The sequence below is a fragment of the Sphingomonas sp. CFBP 13714 genome (assembly GCF_014842205.1).
Lineage (GTDB): Bacteria > Pseudomonadota > Alphaproteobacteria > Sphingomonadales > Sphingomonadaceae > Sphingomonas > Sphingomonas aerolata.
In genome coordinates this window covers 841,729-860,769 of record NZ_JACYVG010000001.1, presented here as the reverse complement: position 1 = coordinate 860,769, position 19,041 = coordinate 841,729, and the positions used below count along the sequence as shown (strand labels likewise).

General features: G+C 62.3%; 16 protein-coding genes and 1 tRNA gene. 10 read left to right on the top strand and 7 right to left on the bottom strand.

From position 1 onward, the window contains the following. Nucleotides 1-3 precede the first annotated feature (3 nt). Nucleotides 4-1,221, bottom strand: coding sequence for a DNA (cytosine-5-)-methyltransferase (gene dcm / locus IFT54_RS04160; protein ID WP_192069645.1), 1,218 nt, complete (start codon nucleotides 1,219-1,221; stop codon nucleotides 4-6). A gap of 573 nt (nucleotides 1,222-1,794) precedes the next feature. Here dcm and IFT54_RS04155 point away from each other — a divergent pair. Next, nucleotides 1,795-2,904, top strand: coding sequence for a hypothetical protein (locus IFT54_RS04155; protein WP_192069644.1), 1,110 nt, complete (start codon nucleotides 1,795-1,797; stop codon nucleotides 2,902-2,904). Between the two features lie 1,598 nt (nucleotides 2,905-4,502). Here the strand turns inward: IFT54_RS04155 and IFT54_RS04150 are convergent. After that, a complete protein-coding gene (locus IFT54_RS04150; RefSeq protein ID WP_192069643.1) occupies nucleotides 4,503-4,655 on the bottom strand; it encodes a hypothetical protein in 153 nt (50 codons plus the stop codon). 175 nt (nucleotides 4,656-4,830) lie between these two features. Here IFT54_RS04150 and IFT54_RS04145 point away from each other — a divergent pair, with 175 nt between their 5' ends. Beyond that, nucleotides 4,831-5,046, top strand: a complete 216-nt coding sequence (locus IFT54_RS04145; RefSeq protein WP_192069642.1) for a hypothetical protein — start codon at nucleotides 4,831-4,833, stop codon at nucleotides 5,044-5,046. A gap of 44 nt (nucleotides 5,047-5,090) precedes the next feature. Here IFT54_RS04145 and IFT54_RS04140 read toward each other — a convergent pair whose 3' ends face one another. Then, on the bottom strand, nucleotides 5,091-5,276 hold the full coding sequence (locus IFT54_RS04140) for a hypothetical protein (protein ID WP_192069641.1): 186 nt from the start codon (nucleotides 5,274-5,276) through the stop codon (nucleotides 5,091-5,093). 60 nt (nucleotides 5,277-5,336) lie between these two features. Here IFT54_RS04140 and IFT54_RS04135 point away from each other — a divergent pair, with 60 nt between their 5' ends. Continuing rightward, on the top strand, nucleotides 5,337-5,891 hold the full coding sequence (locus tag IFT54_RS04135; protein ID WP_192069640.1) for a hypothetical protein: 555 nt from the start codon (nucleotides 5,337-5,339) through the stop codon (nucleotides 5,889-5,891). Nucleotides 5,892-6,138: 247 nt separating this feature from the next. Beyond that, a complete protein-coding gene (locus tag IFT54_RS04130) occupies nucleotides 6,139-6,636 on the top strand; it encodes a hypothetical protein (protein WP_192069639.1) in 498 nt (165 codons plus the stop codon). A gap of 301 nt (nucleotides 6,637-6,937) precedes the next feature. Here IFT54_RS04130 and IFT54_RS04125 read toward each other — a convergent pair whose 3' ends face one another. The 3 genes from IFT54_RS04125 to IFT54_RS04115 form a co-directional block, all read right to left on the bottom strand. Beyond that, the gene (locus IFT54_RS04125) at nucleotides 6,938-7,627 is read right to left on the bottom strand and encodes a replication protein A (protein ID WP_192069638.1); all 690 of its coding nucleotides are present in this window, start codon (nucleotides 7,625-7,627) and stop codon (nucleotides 6,938-6,940) included. Nucleotides 7,628-7,646: 19 nt separating this feature from the next. Beyond that, nucleotides 7,647-8,912 (bottom strand): tyrosine-type recombinase/integrase, encoded by a 1,266-nt coding sequence (locus IFT54_RS04120; RefSeq protein WP_192069637.1) that lies wholly within the window; start codon nucleotides 8,910-8,912, stop codon nucleotides 7,647-7,649. 159 nt (nucleotides 8,913-9,071) lie between these two features. Then, nucleotides 9,072-9,158 (bottom strand) — tRNA-Tyr (locus tag IFT54_RS04115). A gap of 126 nt (nucleotides 9,159-9,284) precedes the next feature. Between IFT54_RS04115 and IFT54_RS04110 the strand changes: the two genes are divergently transcribed. Continuing rightward, on the top strand, nucleotides 9,285-10,934 hold the full coding sequence (locus IFT54_RS04110) for a M20/M25/M40 family metallo-hydrolase (protein WP_192069636.1): 1,650 nt from the start codon (nucleotides 9,285-9,287) through the stop codon (nucleotides 10,932-10,934). A gap of 21 nt (nucleotides 10,935-10,955) precedes the next feature. Then, the gene (rlmB, locus tag IFT54_RS04105) at nucleotides 10,956-11,702 is read left to right on the top strand and encodes a 23S rRNA (guanosine(2251)-2'-O)-methyltransferase RlmB (RefSeq protein WP_031440547.1); all 747 of its coding nucleotides are present in this window, start codon (nucleotides 10,956-10,958) and stop codon (nucleotides 11,700-11,702) included. Nucleotides 11,703-11,738: 36 nt separating this feature from the next. Here rlmB and IFT54_RS04100 read toward each other — a convergent pair whose 3' ends face one another. Further along, nucleotides 11,739-12,056, bottom strand: a complete 318-nt coding sequence (locus IFT54_RS04100; protein ID WP_031396278.1) for a 2Fe-2S iron-sulfur cluster-binding protein — start codon at nucleotides 12,054-12,056, stop codon at nucleotides 11,739-11,741. A gap of 72 nt (nucleotides 12,057-12,128) precedes the next feature. Between IFT54_RS04100 and IFT54_RS04095 the strand changes: the two genes are divergently transcribed. The 4 genes from IFT54_RS04095 to glgB all read left to right on the top strand — a co-directional run bounded on the left by IFT54_RS04095 (nucleotide 12,129) and on the right by glgB (nucleotide 18,999). Next, the gene (locus IFT54_RS04095) at nucleotides 12,129-12,752 is read left to right on the top strand and encodes a DNA-3-methyladenine glycosylase family protein (RefSeq protein WP_192069635.1); all 624 of its coding nucleotides are present in this window, start codon (nucleotides 12,129-12,131) and stop codon (nucleotides 12,750-12,752) included. Nucleotides 12,753-12,975: 223 nt separating this feature from the next. Beyond that, nucleotides 12,976-14,283: an Nramp family divalent metal transporter gene (locus IFT54_RS04090; RefSeq protein WP_192069634.1), complete on the top strand. Its 1,308-nt coding sequence runs from the start codon at nucleotides 12,976-12,978 to the stop codon at nucleotides 14,281-14,283. A 130-nt stretch (nucleotides 14,284-14,413) separates the two neighbouring features. Further along, nucleotides 14,414-16,840 carry a glycogen/starch/alpha-glucan phosphorylase gene (locus IFT54_RS04085; RefSeq protein WP_342354757.1) on the top strand — a complete coding sequence of 809 codons (2,427 nt, stop codon included), beginning with the start codon at nucleotides 14,414-14,416 and terminating at the stop codon, nucleotides 16,838-16,840. Then, nucleotides 16,837-18,999 carry a 1,4-alpha-glucan branching protein GlgB gene (gene glgB / locus IFT54_RS04080; protein WP_192069633.1) on the top strand — a complete coding sequence of 721 codons (2,163 nt, stop codon included), beginning with the start codon at nucleotides 16,837-16,839 and terminating at the stop codon, nucleotides 18,997-18,999. The genes IFT54_RS04085 and glgB overlap by 4 nt, the downstream gene beginning before the upstream one ends. Nucleotides 19,000-19,041: the final 42 nt, after the last annotated feature.

The following is a 19,041-nucleotide window of genomic DNA, read 5'->3' as shown; positions in this document are numbered from 1 at the left end:
GTTTCAGGCCGCCGCACGCAACTCAGTTGCCTCTACCAGTCTCTGAATATGTGGCTGCATAATTCGGGCTACTTCCTGAAATACTGGAACCGCGACCGAATTGCCGAACTGCTTATAGGCCTGTGTGTCGGAGACCGGGATACGAAAGTCGTCTGGATATCCCATAAGCCGCGCGCACTCACGCGGGGTAAGTCGCCGGGGATTCTTATTCCTGCCCTGGCTAATTAATATTTCAGATCCGTCTTTATAATAACGGGCGGAGAGAGTCCGCGCGACATCGTTGCCGGTGACAAGGCCAAATCCAAAGCCGTTGCCGGCAGCTTTATGCTTGTCGGCATAGCTCTGCAGATACTGCCAGAGCTTATCGGAGAGCGTATATTTACCGTTCACGACAGCATTCTCGCCGAGGGTATAAGCGCTTTCGGGGGATTCCGATCCGTTGCCGGGGTGTAGAATGTCTTTCAGAAGGACGCTGCCCTTTTCAGGCAGGCTGAGGTCACCCCACGAGAAAGGAACATCGTCTCGGAAGCCGACGATTACGATGCGCTCGCGATGCTGGGGTAAGAAGTGTTTGGCATCGATAACTTTGTGCCAGACCTTGTAACCAAGCTCTTCGGTCAGCGTCTTGATGATTACCTCGAATGTCCGGCCCTTATCGTGGCTGGTAAGATTTTTGACGTTTTCGAGCATAAAGGCAGCGGGACGCCTGGCCTTAAGAATTCGGGCGACGTCAAAGAATAACGTACCCTGCGTTTCATCTAAAAACCCATGCAGTCGGCCAAGCGAATTTTTTTTCGAAACACCGGCGAGCGAAAAAGGCTGGCACGGAAAACCAGCCACCAGCACGTCGTGGTCCGGAATATCCGCAGCATGGATCTTCGTAATGTCACCGTGCAGTGGGTGATTGTCGCGAAAATTCGCCGAATATGTCTGCTGTGCGTACTTGTTCCACTCAGAGGTGAAAACGCAGTGGCCCCCGATTGCATCGAAGCCTTTGCGGAGGCCCCCGATGCCGGCGAACAGGTCGATATAGTTGAATCGACTTTGTTCGACCGGGGCAACTCCCGCCATCGACCGCAATATCCTGAGCGCCGCCTCCCGCGGCTTGCCCTCGCCATTTTCCCAACGGTACACCTGCCTCGGACTGTATCCCGTCATTGTCGCCAGTTCATCGACCGACAAACCAGCTTGTATACGAAGGGCAGCAAGCTCGTTATGCATGAAAGTCCTCTAGGGCGATTTTTGACATAGTGTCGCAATTCAACCCATAAAACAAGATAGCCGGCGCAATAAAGTTCTGCATTTGTTCCCTTTAGTGGCGGCGAAAATGGTCCTAGCTCCGCTACCTTGGGCTCGATTTTATAGGTTCACCCGAGCAGGTTTTCGATGCTGGTTGCTAGATCTGAGTTGGTCAGCGATCTCGCGCCGCTGCCCCTTACCGGCGTCAGACGTGTCCTGCGCACGCAGGCTGGCTGAACGCGTCGGCACGCTTGCGCATCAAACAAATGCTGCGACCAGCCGACACCGTCCAGCCCCTCATCGTACAAGAAATTCTCGATGCAGAGCAGCGTCCGATCGTAGATGAATCGCTCAAGTCAAAGTTACCTTGCCGATCCGCAACGACCGCACTTCCAAAAACTAATGGCGGCTGGCGCCCTCATACATCAGTGTCGCATTATGCAAGCCCACCAAGCCGTCGTGGTAGATATTCTTTGTAAGTTTCTAGAATGTGGACAATTTGACACATAAGAAGAGCCGATTTAAAAAAAAGGGCATATCTAAATGTCGCGAAGTATGTCGAAAACGCTGCGTGGAAAATCGGCGTTGGACGCCCTTGCAGCCTACTTTGCACCCGCCTCAGGTGGTTGGGGCGAACCTGAGGAGTTGCGTGGTCGTAGTCGCGACGACTACGCCAATCATCAAGCCGTATCGACATTTCTGAGAGAGCTTTTCGAGAAGCGATCGCGCCACGTCTATCTCGAAGATGGTGAAAAGATACCGCTCGGGCGGGCACGATTTCGACCATATCAGGGCGATCCTGACGTTAACGGTGACGAGGGTACTGTGGGCTTCCATCCGTACACCATTAGTCTCGACGGCATCCGCATCAGGATAAGTGCACCAGGAGTTCTCGATATGGCCGATCGCTGGGGTGATGCTGCAGGCTTTGGCACGTCGCCGGATGCCGCGTTCGATCAAGCCAACTGGGAAACCGATGAGTGGGATCTACCCGAACCGATAATGCCGTTAGCCATCAAAAACATACAGGAAAGGACACTAAAGAAATACGCATCTTCACTTTCAGCCAGATTGTTAGATCCGGGGCCAACAAACCGCCAGTATGCGGAGTTAGCGATCGTCAATCACTACCGATCCGTGTTTTCATCCGCGGACGTTCCCAAGATATACTGGTTTAATGGACCGGAGTCCGCAATTTCAGCGTTGCCATTGGAAGGCAAAGGCGGCTTGGGTAATCGAAAGACACTTCGGGATCGGGCATTGATGAAGTTCGATATGCAATCCACGGTACAGCTACTTGGTAAAAAAGATAAACTTCGCGACGATCTTTATAATTTAATTCTAAATGAGATGCATTATGATCTTGACGAAGCGTTGCTGCAATTAGTAATTAATGCAAATAGGCAAGATGCCTATTCTAAAATGGGCTTAGCAACCGATTACTCTCTGCTCGCTTGGTACGAAACATTGCAGTTGCGGGGTGTAAAATTGCCGGAGGTCGTCTTGTCCTTCATGCAGATGACTAACGAGACGTGGCTACTGTTTCCTATGCGACATGCAATACATGCAGTTGAGCGGCCGGTCTCGATCAAGACAACGAAAGAAGGCATCCGATTGGTTGGATTCTCCAATGGCGAAAGCCTAGAATTAAATAGGAGAATATGAGTCTATTCTCAGGTGCGGTCAGGGGCGGAACTTGCAGTAGACGTACGCGCCCCCACCGACGGCAAGTGCTCCAGCACCTACTCCCATTACAGCCGGTGCAGTTACCGCGCCCGCTGCAGCGCTGGCGACGCCCGCGATGCCTGCGCTAGCGGTGCTGGCAAAGCCGAGCGCGTTCGCGCTAACCGTCCCAAGCGTGCTGGCAATATAGCCCGTGCCGCCCACGCCAACAGACGAAAGAATAAATCCGCCACTGCTGTGCTCGACCGCAGCGATTCCGAAATAGCTGGCGGCGGGCCCTGCCACAGCCATGAGGCCCCCAGTACTCACCGCCGCGACCCCAGCGCGCGCAGCAGTGTTCGCACTCGCAAGCTTAGAACCGGCGATCGCACGTGCCGAATTGAGCCTGACACCGACCGTCTTGCGCCCGGAGGCGATACGGGCGGCTGCGCTATCACACCATGTGACGGTTCGGGGCTGAACCTTGCTGACATGCTTAGCATCTGCAGGTGCCGCCCAGGCCGAGCTAAGGATTAACGCAGGAGCAGCTAAGCGACTAAGGATTTGACCGGCTTTCATGACGTCTCCTAATGTTTGTCGACCAGCTTACACGCGAAACTTGGGGGCCGCGAGATGCTTCCGCGGGAGCGAGTTAGATCGCGCCAAAAGCGATCTCCTTGCCAGAAATGGCTTAGCATCAAGAAACTTTAAACGACTGCACCGTGGTTCTGACCCTCGCGCACGCCTCCAAATTACCCGTGGACAAGTCCTCTTCGAACCAAACATCCTCTACGACGTACTCTCGGCGAAATCCGCCGGCTTCGCTTACTTTGAGAACGGCACCTTTTGGCGGCAGTGCGCCGATCCTGAACGTGCGCCGACGTTGCTCGTTATCAATTAACCTCAAGTCAAACATCTAGCGCCTTTCAATGGAATCGAGAGGGTGACGCTTTAACCGATACCCGTGGCGAAAGGTGAAGGATCTAAGATCGCATCCGACGTTACCCTTTTTCTTCAGCACAGGGGCACACCGCGGACCGTGGTATCGCCCACCAAGATCTTGGCTAGGCCCGGGCCAACGATAGTGTTCACACGGCCTAGGACTGTCTCGACCGCATTGCCTGGAAAGGCGATCTCAACGACATGCGAATTGGCAACAGGCGCGCCGTCGACATCGACGACAATCGGTTGTGGCACGAGCTGGACACGGTAAATCATGTCTCCTCATAGTACTGTGGACTCATCCCGACTAGATTATGCAGGGATCGCGACGATCTGCGTCGGTTGTGATCACGACCACACCGATACCGACGTCTCAACCTTCCGATTCAGCCAGCCAGATCGCGATCAGCCCAACCTTCCCCCTTGTTCTGGGGGTGAACAACGCAAGCCAAACACGGTCGACCTTCGTAGGCTTGAAAAGTGCGATGCAACCTGCCCATGCGGCCGGTTAGTCAAGGCCCGCGAGCTGGGGCCACGACGTACAGATTACCACTGGCGCGCGTCCGGTACACCACCAGCTCAGCCGCATCGTTGCCACTGGCAATCTGTAGCCACACTGGCCCCCGTCCAGGATCAACAACCTGATAATCGGGCGCGGCCTACAGCAGGGCCTGCATGTCGTCAGGCATTGGCCTCGGCTGCATGTCAGCTACCGGATAATGGCTGGTCATGAACGGGAGCACATCATGCCCGCTGCGCAGCCGGGCCATAATGCCCGTCAATTCCCCGCTATCGCCTGCGTCGACGTTCACGTCCCTTCCCCCGGCCGTTAGCCGGCCTCTGTCCCTCCGCGATTATCAGCAGCACATCAACCGGATGTCGATGGTCGCCATCATCATCGTCGGCAACGCACAGAAGCGGCTCGCGTTAAGCTGGCCTGGCAGGCACAACCCGACAATACAAAGCGATATACCAGGGAACTGAAACATGATCGATCATCTCGCCGGCCGGCAGAAGAACCCATGGGCGATCAAGTATTCCCGCCTGAACAGTCTTATCGATGCTGCCGCGTCCATCGAGGAACGTAACGCCCTCCAAAAGGCGCTGCGCGATCATTGCGATACCCGGTTCAAGCCAGTGGTCAGCCAACGCATGCTGGAAGTGCAGACGGAACGAAACGCCATAGCGTACGCACGGCAATGACCCGATGACGATCCTGCACGGCCCGATACACCGCGGGCGGCAGGCTATCCGATCTCCTCGACCTTCTGGACACGATCGATCGTGGATCCGCCGTTGTCGATCGCCTTCCTGGTGAGCGCCGCATCGCGTGCCGCCGCCTCGTCGGCATGATGCCCCTCATAGACGCTTTCAACCCGGTTATCGTTGGGAAAGAGGCTACTCACCGTCACCTTCCAAAGCCTGTCCGTCATCGTCCCATCTCCCTATGCCGGTCGCCGTGGGCCTTATCGCCCACGCCCACGTTCCTTGCCTTGCTCGCGGTCCTGACGCTCCTTCTCGCGGCTCGCCTTGATCTTCTCCAACGCCTCGGCCTGACGCTTCTCCTGTGCGGTCTGGGGCAGCTTACCGTCGGCATCTGTCTTGCCGGCCATCCGGTCACTGATCGTCCGTCCGTCCAGAAGCGGCGCTTGCGACGGCTCAGCCAGTGCGCGATCCTGCTGAGCCGCAAGTCGCCCGTCACGCTCCGCTATGGCGCCAGTTATTTCAGCGACGTGAATCGGAAGACCGCAATTCCGCTTTCACGAAGCGCCAGCCGTGCATCCGCCATGCTGTCGTCTGAACAAACGGCGGCTCAGCGGTTCTCGCCGCCAAAAAGCAGATTGGCAGGTTTCCACCCGAAAGCATTCCTTCGGCCCCTCCCGCGCCTCCTGAACGAACGGCTGCTTACCGCCGATCGCTTCCCAAAAGCGGCCGGGCCGCTATCCACCAGATTGCGTTGGCCCGTGTCCCCCACCCAAATCCAGCGCAAGAACCCCCGCCTCGCCCGCGAGCTTTCTGCGTCTCTTTTGATGCAACTCGAATTATGATGCGAGCCTTGGGAGAATGCGGCTTTCTGGGCCCCTTTTAGAGATCCTCCCCTGATGCAGATTGATGCACCTACGCATCGATCTCGAAGCCGTTTACCGCCGCGACGGTCCTGATGCAGATTCAGAACGGAAAGCCGGCACTCGGTCCGTCGGAAGCGCAATAACTGCTACCTTGTCGGGCGGCGAAAAACGTTACAGTCCGCCAAGGTAACGACGCTCGCTAAAACACCAGGTGCTTTTGAGGCAGATGAGTATCAGCCCAGACCTTGCCACATCGCTGACAGCGATTGGCTCCATTATGGATGGGGCGACTGATCCGTGGTGGATCATCGGCAGCGCAGCGGTCGCGCTCCACGGGGCTGATCCAGATAGTGTTGGAGACGTGGACGTGCTGTTGAGCGTCGCTGATGCCCGGCGTATCTTTCCGACGATCGGCATTGAGCTTCGCAGAGGATCTGCGCATGCTTTATTCCGCTCCAGCATTTTCGGCAGGTGGACGGAGACAGCACTACCGGTTGAATTCATGGCAGATTTCTATCGCCATTCTGGCACGGCCTGGGTGCCGGTTCGCCCGACAACCCGGCAGGCGGTTGAGCTAGACGGCACTATGGTCTTCATTCCTGAGCAGGCGGAAATGGAAACCATGCTTGCAAAATTTGGCCGGCCCAAGGATATCGAACGCGCCCGCCGCCTTGCCACACAAGCTGAACGTCATTCTGGAAACCGGATCGTTTTCGGGAAATAGTGCGCTGCGGCACGTCGGCTATCGCTATCGCTATCGCTATCGCTATCGCTATCGACCTTTCCTTGAAGTGGTTCGTCCACCTTTCTCTATCCCGGACGTTCATGTGGCGCCGTGATCAGGGCATCGCCGCCTTGCCATGTGCTTGGCGCTGATACGCATCCTTCCCGGGATGCACGGGACGGCGCAAGCCGGCACGCTCACCCGCGGTCGCTGGATGCTGAACCCGTTGGGCTCGGGGCCTCTTGGGCCTAGTGGAGCTTCAAACTGCGCACGCCGTAGGCGTTCCTTCTATATTTAGATCTTACAGGGCCTCTGTGTGACCGCTTGGCGGATTTGCACTATCAACGAAGGCACGGACGCGGGCGAGGATAGCCCGAAGCTCTGGGCTCTGCACCTCGGCGATCACGTCGTCGACCGTTGCCGTGTCGAGCTTCTTCTGCCGCGCCAGCCTCTCGGCAACGGCGCGGACGAATTCGCTCGGCCGGCGCAGCAAGCGGCGGACGCACTCTCGCACCGTTGGCGGCTGCAGCAGGATGAAGGCGTTCGAGATTTGCTCGCTTTGCTGCTCGTCAGGCAGCGCGTCCTCGATCGGTACGCACCGCCGGATCCAGTCCAGGAAGCCGCACGCCTTCAGGCGTTCCAGTGCCTCTCCGACGGCGCTACGCGAGCGATGTATCCGGTCAGCGATCCACTGATAGGTAGGGTCAAGCCGGCCGTCCTTGCGGCCGCGCAGGCGAAGCAGACAGCGCAGAACCTCGAGCCCGACCGCGCCGAGGGCGCCATTGCGCTTGCCCGGCAGCTTGGTTTCATGATCGAACGCCTCGGCCGCGCGCATGCGTGCGTTATGCTCCGTCTTGGGAAACATGTTGTGCGTGCGCCAGAGGGAGACCTCCGCGCCGCCAGCGTTTCGGCTGTTGCGACGAACCGGCGAACCGGATCGAGCCCGGTCGCGAATTCCCGTGGTCACCTCGTTGAAGGAGCGCGCGGTCATGCCGCGGCTCCTTTCGAGATCAGGCGTGTTGCCGCAGCCCCGTCAAAAGCGCTTCCGCAGGGACGAGCCCCTGAACCAACATATCGGCCCACTCCTGCGCCAACTCGCGGCGTCGAGGCATATACGCGGCGCGATTGTATGCCGCCTCCACTCCTTCCGGCACGTGCGCGAGCATCAGATCGATGATCGGTCGATCGCCAACACGATTCTCCACCGCCGCCAGCTCGTTCATGATGGTCGAGTATGTCGACCGCCATCCGTGAGGGACATGCAGCCCCGAAAAGCCGGCCTCGCGGTATGCCTTGCTGACTGTGCTGTCGCTGATGGGCTTGCGCGGATGACGCACGCTCCGGAAGATTAGCGGCTGATGCGCACCGGTGAACTCCATCGCCAGCTTGACCAAAGCGACCGATTGCCGCGCCAGTGGCACGATAAACTCGAACGCTGCGTCTTCCTTGCGCTCGAGCACGAGCTTCATCTTGGCGGCCGGTATGCGCCAGATCGGATTGGCGCCGTCGAGGTCCTCGAACTCCTTCGGCTCCGCCATCCTGAGCACGCCCGAACGCACTGCCGTGAGCGCCAGCAGACGAGACGCCAGCTTGGTCAACGGGTGTCCTGGCTGGGCTTCTACCGTGCGCAGTACCGTCCGTGCAGCGTCTACCGTCCGCACAGCGGGAAACTTGCCCTTCTTGACCTTCGACAGCGCTCTGGCTGCCACAGTTGCAGGGTCGTTGGTGGCGATGCCGCTCGCTATAGCTCGCGCAAAGATTTCCGAGATCCGCTGGCGCACGCGATGAGCCGTCTCGATTGCCCCACGCTGCTCGATTGGGCGCAGGACCTGCAAAACGAGCGGCGTGGTGATCGAATCGATCGGCAAGTTGCCCAGCTTCGGGAAGACGTCCTTGTCGAGACTGCGGCGAACGATCTTCGCGTACCGCGGAGACCATGTCCGTTCCTGGCTCGCATACCAGTCGTTTGCAACCGTTTCGAAGGTACTGCCGGCCCGCGCCAGATGCGCCGCAAATCGCTGACGCTTTTCCACCGACGGGTCGATGCCGGCGCGTACCTGCCGGGCGGCGCCCTCGCGCATCCCCCGCGCCTCTGCGAGAGTAAGCTCTGGATAGGGGCCAAAAACTAGGCGTTTCTCCTTCCCTGCAAACCGATACTTCCAGCGCCAGCTCTTGTAGCCGGTCGACGTCACGTAGAGATGCAGTCCCTGTGAATCGGCCAGCTTGTACGGCTTCTCCGAGGCCTTCGCCTTTTTGCAGGCCGTATCGGTCAGCATCCGGTGCCCCCAAGGGCTTCAAGCCGTGCCCCCAAAGTGCCCCCGAATCGCGCGCGTTCCATAGACATGCTTTGGAACGCACTGACACAACGAACAAGCCCCTGGCAGGGCCTATTCGGTCTCCGAAGAGACCGAATGGGATCACATGAAATAAAGGGATGGTGGACAGGGCTGGATTCGAACCAGCGTACGGGAAACCCGGGCAGATTTACAGTCTGCTGCCTTTAACCACTCGGCCACCTGTCCAAAGGGGCCACTCTTTCGAGCGAGGCGGCTCAATGGCGAAGCTTGTCGGTGCTGTCAACGCGGGTTGCGCCAACTTCCGCCCCCGCATAGCCTTTCATGTATAAAAAATTGCCCAGGGGGACCTTCATGCACCAATCGCGCCCGTGCCGACTTGCCATTTTCGCCGCGACCGTAACGATCATCGCGCTCAGCCCCGCGGCCGCCAAGGAACGTGGCGGCACGACGAAGCCCGATCAGCCCATGGTCAACCGCATCATCGACGAAGGGACCAATCACAGCCAGGTCATGGTGACCGTCCAGCATCTGACCGACGTGATCGGCCCGCGGCTCACCAATTCGCCGTCGATGCGCACGGCGGAGGCATGGACGCAGCGTCGCTTCGCCGACTGGGGCCTTACGAATGTCCACAAGGAAGGGTTCGCCTTCGGTCGCGGCTGGTCGATCGAACGGTCGAGCGTGCGGATGACGACCCCGCGGGTGGTGCAGCTGACCGCGATCCCCGTCGCCTGGACCCCCGGCACGAACGGCACCGCGTTGAGCGCGCCCGTGATCGTCGCACCGATGGCGCGCGAACGCGACTTCGCGAAATGGCGCGGCAAGCTCAGCGGCAGAATCGTGATGCTCACGCGGCCCGGCACCGGTGACGAACCTACCGAGCCCGCCTTCAAGCGGCTGAGCGGCGAGGATATCGCGAGGCTCGACCGGTTTCAGCAGCCGAATTACGACCCCGATGCCGCCGACCGCCGGATGAAGCGGCTCGATTTCTCGAAGAAACTCGATGCGTTCCTGAAAAACGAAGGCGCGGTCGCGACCGCGACGATGGCCTATCACGACGGCAAGCTGGTCAGCGGCGAAGGCTATCTGTTCGGTGTCGGCGACACGCCCGCACTGCCGGGCGTACAGATCGCCGCGGAGGATTATCGACGCCTCGCGCGGCTCGCCAAGGCAGGCCCCGCCCCGACGCTCGAGATCGTCAGCGACGTCCGCTTCGACGACAGCGATGCGCAGGCGTACAACATCATCGCCGACATTCCCGGGACCGATCCGAAGGCCGGCTATGTCATGGCGGGCGCACATCTCGACAGCTGGGTCGCCGCGGACGGCGCGGCCGACAATGCGGCGGGCTCGGCGATGATCATGGAGGCCGCCCGCATCCTGGCCGCAACCGGCGTCCGCCCGAAGCGGACGATCCGGTTCGCACTCTGGTCGGGCGAGGAGCAGGGCATTCTGGGTTCGATGGCCTATGTCATCCGCCATCTGGCGACACGCGGCAGCCCCAACGACCCGCCGCAGACCGGGATGCAGAGCTATTACGGCTTTTCGCAGAAATGGCCGATCACACCGCTGCCGGGTCATGCCGACCTCGCCGCCTATTTCAACATCGACAATGGCTCGGGCAAATTGCGCGGCCTCTATGCGGAGACCAACCCCGCGGTCGTGCCGATCTTTCGCGACTGGCTCAGCCCGTTCGCGTCAATGGGCGCGTCGAACGTCGTCCTGCGGCCGACCGCCGGCACCGATCACGTCTTCCTGCAGCAGGTCGGCGTGCCGGGGTTCCAGTTCATCCAGGATCCGCTCGATTATGGCAGCCGGATCCATCATACGTCGGCCGACACCTTCGATCACCTGAAGGCCGACGACATGCGCCAGGCGTCGATCGTGCTCGCATCGGTGTTGCTCAGCGCGGCGAATGCGGACAAGGCGCTGCCACGCACGCCACTGCCGACCAAGCCGGTGCTGACCGACCCTTATGGATATAGCGATGACGATGACTGATATGATGACGGGAGCGCTCTGATGGCAGCACGCAAGGGCCACCGGCCGAGCAAGGCCCCCGCGGGGCGTCCGCGCTTCTGGGGCAAGCATGCGGTGGGCGCCGCGCTCGCCAATCCCGAACGCACGGTGCGCAAGATCATGGGCACGCGCGAGGCGCTGGCCGGGTTCGACCTGCCCGCCGCCGTGCCGGTGACCTTCGCCGAGGCCACCGATCTCGCGCGACTGGTGCCGGGCGACGCCCCGCATCAGGGCGTGGTGATCGAGGTCGAGCCGCTCGAGGACATGTGGCTCGCCGACCTGCTCGAACATGGCAAGGACGACAACCGTCCGCTCGTCATCCTCGACGGCGTCACCGATCCGCACAATGTCGGCGCGATCCTGCGCTCGGCGGCGGCGTTCGATGCGCTCGGCATCGTCACCCCCGACCGCAACGCGCCGCCCGAATCGGGCACGATCGCCCGTGCCGCGTCGGGCGCGCTCGAGACGGTGCCGTGGATCCGCGTCGTCAATCTCGCCCGCGCGCTCGAGGAAATCGCCGAAGCCGGTTTCTGGCGGATCGGCCTCACGGGCCATGCGACGCAGACCTTGTCCGAGGCGATGGGCACGCAGCGCGTCGCGATCGTGCTCGGCGCCGAGGGCGAGGGCATGCGCAAGAACACCGAGGATCACTGCGACGAGCTTGCCAAGCTGCCCATCTCGGAAAAGGTCGAGAGCCTCAACGTCTCGAACGCCGCCGCGATCGCACTCTACGCGGTGACGACGCGCTAACCTTCTCCCTCTCCCCCGCGAGGGAGAGGGACCGGATCAATCCTCGGCGGCGATCCGGACCTTCAGCCCGTCAAGCGCGTCGGTCATGTCGATCTGGCACGACAGTCGCGAATAGTCGTCGCGGTCGCTGGTCGAATCGAGCAGGTCGTTCTCGTCTTCGCTCATCGGCTTGAGTTTGGCCGCAAATTCCGGGTCGACATGGACGTGGCAGGTGGCGCAGGAGCAGCAGCCGCCGCACAAGGCAAGGATCTCGTCGATCCCGGCGTCGCGGATGACTTCCATGACCGAAAGACCCGTTTCGCCCATGAGCTCGCGTTCTTCCCCGTCCCGCGTCACGACGATAAGCTTGGGCATGCTGTCCTCCGAAAAACCGTGCGCGGTCCATGCCGCGCGCCGCCGCCCCGATCAAGCCGCAAGGTTCGCGTCATGGGCCTGAACGCCGACCAGTTGCAGGCTGCCATGACCGCGCTGTGTGCGATCGAACCCGCCTTCGCGGTGGCGGTCGCGAACAAGGGCTACCCTGCCCCGCGGATTAGCGAGCGCGGCTTCGCTACCTTGCTTCGCACGATCCTCGGCCAGCAGGTCAGCGTCGCCTCCGCGCAATCGGTCTGGAACAAGCTCGACGCGCTCGTCGGCGGTGCCGCGGACCCCGCCAACATCGCCGCCGCCAGCGACGAGACGCTGCGCAGCGCGGGGCTGTCGCGGCAGAAACTCGGCTATGCCCGCAGCCTCGCCGACGAGGTGACGAGCGGCCGGCTCGACCTGACGAACCTGCCCGCCGACGACGAGGAGGCGATCGCCGCGCTCGTCCGGGTCAAGGGGATCGGCCGCTGGTCCGCCGAGATCTACCTGCTGTTCGCCGAGGGCCGCACCGACATCTGGCCCGCGGGCGATCTCGCGGTCCAGATCGAGATCGGCCGCATCCTCGGCCACGACGCCCGCCCGAGCGAGAAGATGACTCGCGAACTCGCCGAAGCCTGGCGCCCGCACCGCGGCGCGGCAGCGATCTTCCTCTGGCACCATTACCAGGCGGACATGAAGGTGATCTGACCGCGACCGCTTAAGCGTGGCCATGCCCGCGAGACCCCACTCGCCCCTCCCGTCATCCTGACGAAAGTCAGGATCCAGAGCCAAGCAGGCCGGCGCCCGTAACCCTGGATCCTGACTTTCGTCAGGATGACGGAAGCAAGAAAAGCGGTGCGCCGCCCGCCCGATATCCGCCTACCAACCGAACCGCTTGTCCCCCTCGCGCGCATCCGGCAAAGCACCCGCGATGCCGCCGCCCAGTTCCGCCCTCGCCCATTCGCTGTCCGACAGCTATCGCACCGTCGCAATCCCCGAAGGCGCGCCCTTCTGGCGGCGGCTGTTCGCGTTCGTCGGGCCGGGCTATCTCGTCGCGGTCGGCTATATGGATCCGGGCAACTGGGCGACCGACATCGCCGGCGGCTCGGCGTTTGGCTACACCCTCCTGTCGGTCGTATTGCTGTCCAACCTGATGGCGATGGTGCTCCAGGCGCTGTCCGCACGGCTCGGCATCGTCGCCGGGCTCGACCTCGCCCAGGCCTGCCGCGCGCATTATTCGAAGCGCGTTTCGGTCGTGCTCTGGTTCCTGTGCGAGATCGCGATCATCGCCTGCGATCTGGCCGAAGTGCTCGGCACCGCGATCGCGCTCAAACTGCTGTTCGGCCTGCCGCTGGTCTGGGGTGTCGTGCTCACCGCGCTCGACGTGTTCCTGATCCTCGCGCTGCAACGCTTTGGCTTCCGCAAGCTCGAGGCGTTCATCGTCGCGCTGCTGGTGATCATCGCCGGCTGCTTCATCTTCGAGCTGTTCCTCGCGCGGCCCGACATGGCGGGCGTGCTCGGCGGGCTGGTGCCGACGACCGAGATCGTCACCAACCCGGCGATGCTCTATATCGCGATCGGCATCCTCGGCGCGACGGTGATGCCGCACAACCTCTATCTCCACTCGTCGATCGTCCAGACGCGCGCGTTCGCGGCGACCGAGGCGGGCAAGCGCGACGCGGTGACGATGGCGACGATCGATGGCACGATCGCGCTCGGCCTCGCCTTCTTCATCAACGCCGCGATCCTGATCCTCGCGGCCGCCACCTTTCACGTCGCGGGGCGCACCGACGTCGCCGATATCGACCAGGCGCATGCGCTGCTCGCGCCGATGCTCGGCATGGGGGCTGCGAGCGTCGTGTTCGCAGTCGCGCTGCTCGCCTCGGGGCAGAATTCGACCGTGACGGGCACGCTCGCCGGCCAGATCGTGATGGAGGGATTCCTTGATCTGCGCATGCCCGTCTGGGCACGGCGGCTCGTCACGCGGCTGCTCGCGATCGTTCCCGCGGTATTCGTCGTCGGCGCCGCGGGCGATGCGGGCGCGACGCGGCTGCTGGTGCTGAGCCAGGTCGTGCTGAGCCTCCAGCTCCCCTTCGCGGTCGTGCCGCTCGTCAAGTTCACCGGCGACGCGCGAATCATGGGATCGCTGGTCAGCCCGGTCTGGCTGAAAGCGCTCGCCTGGGTCATCGCCGCGGTCATTATCGGCCTCAACGCGACGCTGCTGATCGGCATGCTCTGAGATAAACTGACATGGATCAGGGGATGTACGGCTAACTGGCCGATCGCGTCCCGCGACCTCGCAAGTCCGCGTGACAAAGGTGTCCGCGCGGCTAGGATCACCGGTGACGACAACGAGATCCGGAATTCGCGTGACCGCAAACCCCGCCCTGCAGCGCTCCGTCCAGACGCTGGCCGATTCGATCCTCGACACGCTCGTCCACCGGATCGGCAAGGATGCGCAGGCCGCGCTTCCGCACGACTGGCTCGCGGCGACGATCCTGACGGTGCGCAACGACATCGTCGAACGCTGGATGGCATCGACCAAGGCGGCGCATGCGGCGGGCGCCAAGCGCGTCTATTATCTCAGCCTCGAATTCCTGATCGGCCGGCTGCTGCGCGATGCGGTGACCAACCTGCAACGCAGCGGCGAGGTATCGCGGGCGCTCGCGCTGCACGGCGTCGATCTTGCCGCGCTCGAGGAGATCGAGCCCGACGCAGCACTCGGCAATGGCGGCCTCGGGCGGCTGGCGGCGTGCTTCATGGAGAGCATGGCGAGCCTCGCGCTCCCTGCTTACGGCTATGGCATCCGCTATGTGAACGGCATGTTCCGCCAGCGGATCGACGATGGCTGGCAGGTCGAGATGCCCGAAAGCTGGCTCGCGCACGGCAATCCCTGGGAGTTCGAACGCCGCGAGAGCGCCTATTTCATCGGCTTCGGCGGCGAAGTCATCGCGACCGACAGCGGTCAGGTTCACTGGAGTCCCGCCGAGGCGGTCGAGGCGATGGCGGTCGACACCCCCGTCGTCGGCTGGCGCGGCGAACACGTCAACACGCTGCGACTGTGGACCGCGCGCGCGTTCGATCCGATCAAGCTCGACCGGTTCAACGCGGGCGACTTTTCTGGTGCGCTTGCGGACCAGCTCCGCGCCGAGACGCTCACGCGCGTGCTCTATCCCAATGATTCGACCGCCGCGGGGCAGGAGTTGCGGCTGCGGCAGGAGTATTTCTTCTCGTCCGCCTCGATCCAGGACATCGTCCGCCGCCACATCCAGTATTTCGGCGACATCCGCACGCTGCCCGACAAGGCTGCGATCCAGCTGAACGACACGCACCCCGCGGTGTCGGTCGCCGAGCTGATGCGGCTGCTGATCGATCATCACGAATTCGCGTTCGACGAGGCGTGGAAGATCACGCGCGCGACCTTCGGCTACACCAACCACACGCTGCTGCCCGAGGCGCTGGAGAGCTGGCCGCTGCCGCTGTTCGAGCGCCTGCTGCCGCGCCACATGCAGATCGTCTACGCGATCAACGCAAGGCTGCTGCGCGAGGCACGCGGGGTCACAGGGATAGACGACCGCGCGATCGCCGCGATCAGCCTGATCGACGAGGGTGGCGAGCGGCGCGTGCGGATGGCGAACCTCGCCTTTGCCGGATCGCACAGCGTCAATGGCGTCGCAGCACTCCATACGCAGCTGATGAAGAAGACGGTCTTCGCGGATCTCCACCGCCTCTATCCGACGCGGATCAACAACAAGACCAACGGGATCACCCCGCGCCGCTGGCTTCAACAGTGCAACCCGGGCCTCACCACGCTGATCCGCGACGCGATCGGCGACGGCTTCCTCGATGATGCCGAACGGCTGATCGATCTCGATGTTTTTGCCGACGATCCCGCGTTCAGGGAGCGGTTTTGGGCGGTGAAGCGTTCGAACAAGGTGGCATTGGCAAATCATATCAAGGACAGCATGGGGCTGCGCATAGACCCCGACGCGCTGTTCGACGTGCAGATCAAGCGCATTCACGAATATAAGCGCCAGTTGCTCAACATCATCGAGACGGTCGCGCTGTACGACCAGATCCGCAGCCATCCCGAACGCGACTGGACGCCCCGCGTGAAGCTGTTCGCGGGTAAGGCGGCGTCGAGCTATCACAATGCGAAACTCGTCATCAAACTGGCGAACGACGTCGCGCGGCGGATCAATTCTGATCCGTCGGTGGGCGGACTGCTCAAGGTAGCATTCCTGCCCAACTATAATGTGTCGCTCGCGGAGCAGATCATCCCCGCCGCCGATCTCAGCGAACAGATCTCGACCGCCGGGCTCGAGGCGTCGGGCACCGGCAACATGAAGTTCGCAATGAACGGCGCGCTGACCATCGGCACGCTCGACGGCGCGAATATCGAGATCAAGGACCGGGTCGGCGACGACAACATCTTCATCTTCGGGATGACCGCGGACGAGGTCGAAGCGAAGCGCGCATCGGGCTATGATCCGCGCAGCGTGATCGACGGGTCGAAAGAGCTCTGCCAGGCGGTCTCGGCGATCGCCTCGGGCGTGTTCTCGCCCGATGATCGTCAGCGCTACGCCGGGCTGATGGGCGGGCTGTACGAGGGCGACTGGTTCATGCTCGCCGCTGATTTCGACAGCTATGCCACCGCGCAGCGCAGCGTCGACACGCGCTGGAACGATCGCGACGCGTGGGTCGCCTCGACCGTGCGCAACGTCGCGCGCGTGGGCTGGTTCTCGTCGGACCGGACGATCCGTGAATATGCCCGCGATATCTGGACGGTAATGTGAAGCCACCCGAAGGCGCCATCGTTGCCCTGCTGGAGGGGCGTCACGACGATCCCTTCTCGCTGCTCGGCGTGCATGCCGGCCCTGGCGGCACGTTCGCGCGCGCGTGGCTGCCGGGTGCGACGACCGCTGAGGCGCATGCGCTCGACGGCAAGACGCTCGGCACGCTCCCCCGGATCGACGATCGCGGCCTGTTCGAAGGGCCGATCGACGGCGATCCGCAGCCGGTGAAATATCACGCCGAGGGCGGCGGCACGGACTGGTGGGTGACCGACCCGTACAGCTTCGGCCCGGTGCTCGGCCCGATCGACGACCTGCTGATGGCGGAGGGCAATCACCACCGCCTCCATGACAAGTTGGGCGCGCACCTGATCGAGCACGAAGGCGCGCCGGGCGTGCATTTCGCGCTCTGGGCCCCCAATGCGCAGCGCGTCTCGGTGGTCGGCGACTTCAACGACTGGGACGGCCGCCGCCACGCGATGCGCAGGCGCGGCGACGTCGGCGTCTGGGAGATCTTCATCCCCGACATCGCCGAATATCGCGCGTATAAATACGAGATCGTCGGTCCCGATGGCCGGCTCCAGCCGCTGAAGGCCGATCCCTTCGCCTTTGCCAGCGAACTGCGTCCCGCGACCGCGTCGATCACCCGCACGCTCGCGCACGAATGGGCGGATACGAGCCACCGCAAACACTGGGCCTCGGTCGATCCACGCCGCGTGCCGATCAGCATCTACGAGGTGCATGCAGGATCATGGGACCGCGATGCCGAGGGCTGGTTCCTGACCTGGGATGCGCTCGCCGACCGGTTGATCCCGTACGTGGTCGAGATGGGCTTCACGCACATCGAGTTCATGCCGATCAGCGAACATCCCTATGATCCGAGCTGGGGCTATCAGACCACCGGGCTCTATGCGCCGTCCGCGCGGTTCGGCGATGTCGAGGGGTTCGCGCGGTTCGTCGACGGCGCGCATCTGGCGGGGATCGGCGTGCTGCTCGACTGGGTTCCTGCGCACTTCCCGACCGACGCGTTCGGGCTCGCGCATTTCGACGGTACCGCGCTCTACGAACATGAGGATCCGCGGCTCGGCTTCCACCCCGACTGGAACACCGCGATCTACAATTTCGGGCGGCGCGAGGTGTCGTCCTTCCTCGTCAACAACGCGCTGTTCTGGGCTGAGCGCTATCATATCGACGGGCTTCGCGTCGATGCGGTCGCGTCAATGCTGTACCGCGATTATTCGCGCGAGGCGGGCGAATGGATTCCCAACGACACCGGCGGGCGCGAGAACTGGGAGGCGGTCGCGTTCCTGCGGGACATGAACCGCGCGGTGTATGGCCAGCACCCCGGCATCTTCACGATCGCCGAGGAATCGACCTCCTGGCCGGGTGTCTCCGTCCCCGTCGGCGACGACGGCAAGAGTGGTGGCCTGGGCTTCGGGTTCAAGTGGAACATGGGCTTCATGCATGACACGCTCCAGTACATGGCGCGCGATCCGCTGCACCGGAAGCACCATCACGGCGAGATCAATTTCGGACTCGTCTATGCGTTCAGCGAGAATTTCGTCCTGCCGCTCAGCCATGACGAGGTCGTGCATGGCAAGGGCTCGCTGCTGACCAAGATGCCCGGCGACGACTGGCAGCAATTCGCGAACCTGCGTGCCTATTATGCGTTCATGTGGGGCTATCCGGGCAAGAAGCTGCTCTTCATGGGGCAGGAATTCGCGCAGCGCCGCGAATGGTCCGAAGGTCGCGCGCTCGACTGGTGCCTGCGCAACAGCCGCAGCCATGAGGGCATCCGCAACCTCGTCCGCGACCTCAACACGGTCTATCGCGACAAGCCCGCGCTCCACGCGCGCGACTGCGAAGCCGACGGCTTCGAGTGGCTGATCGCCGACGATGCCGCCAATTCGGTCTTCGCCTGGCTGCGCAAGGCACCCGGCGCGAAGCCCGTTGCCGTCATCGCCAACATGACGCCGATCGCGCGCGCGCCTTACCGCATCCCGCTGCCACTCGACGGCCGCTGGTGCGAGATCATCAACAGCGACGCGCATGAATATTGGGGCAGCGGGCTTGGCAATCTCGGCGGCGTGGTCGCGGAGGACGGCGCGGCGTGGGTCACCTTGCCCCCGCTCGCGACGATCATGCTCGAGTTTGAGGGCTGAGACGGAACAAGCCGCGGGTAACGGGGCGTTATACGGCGGACG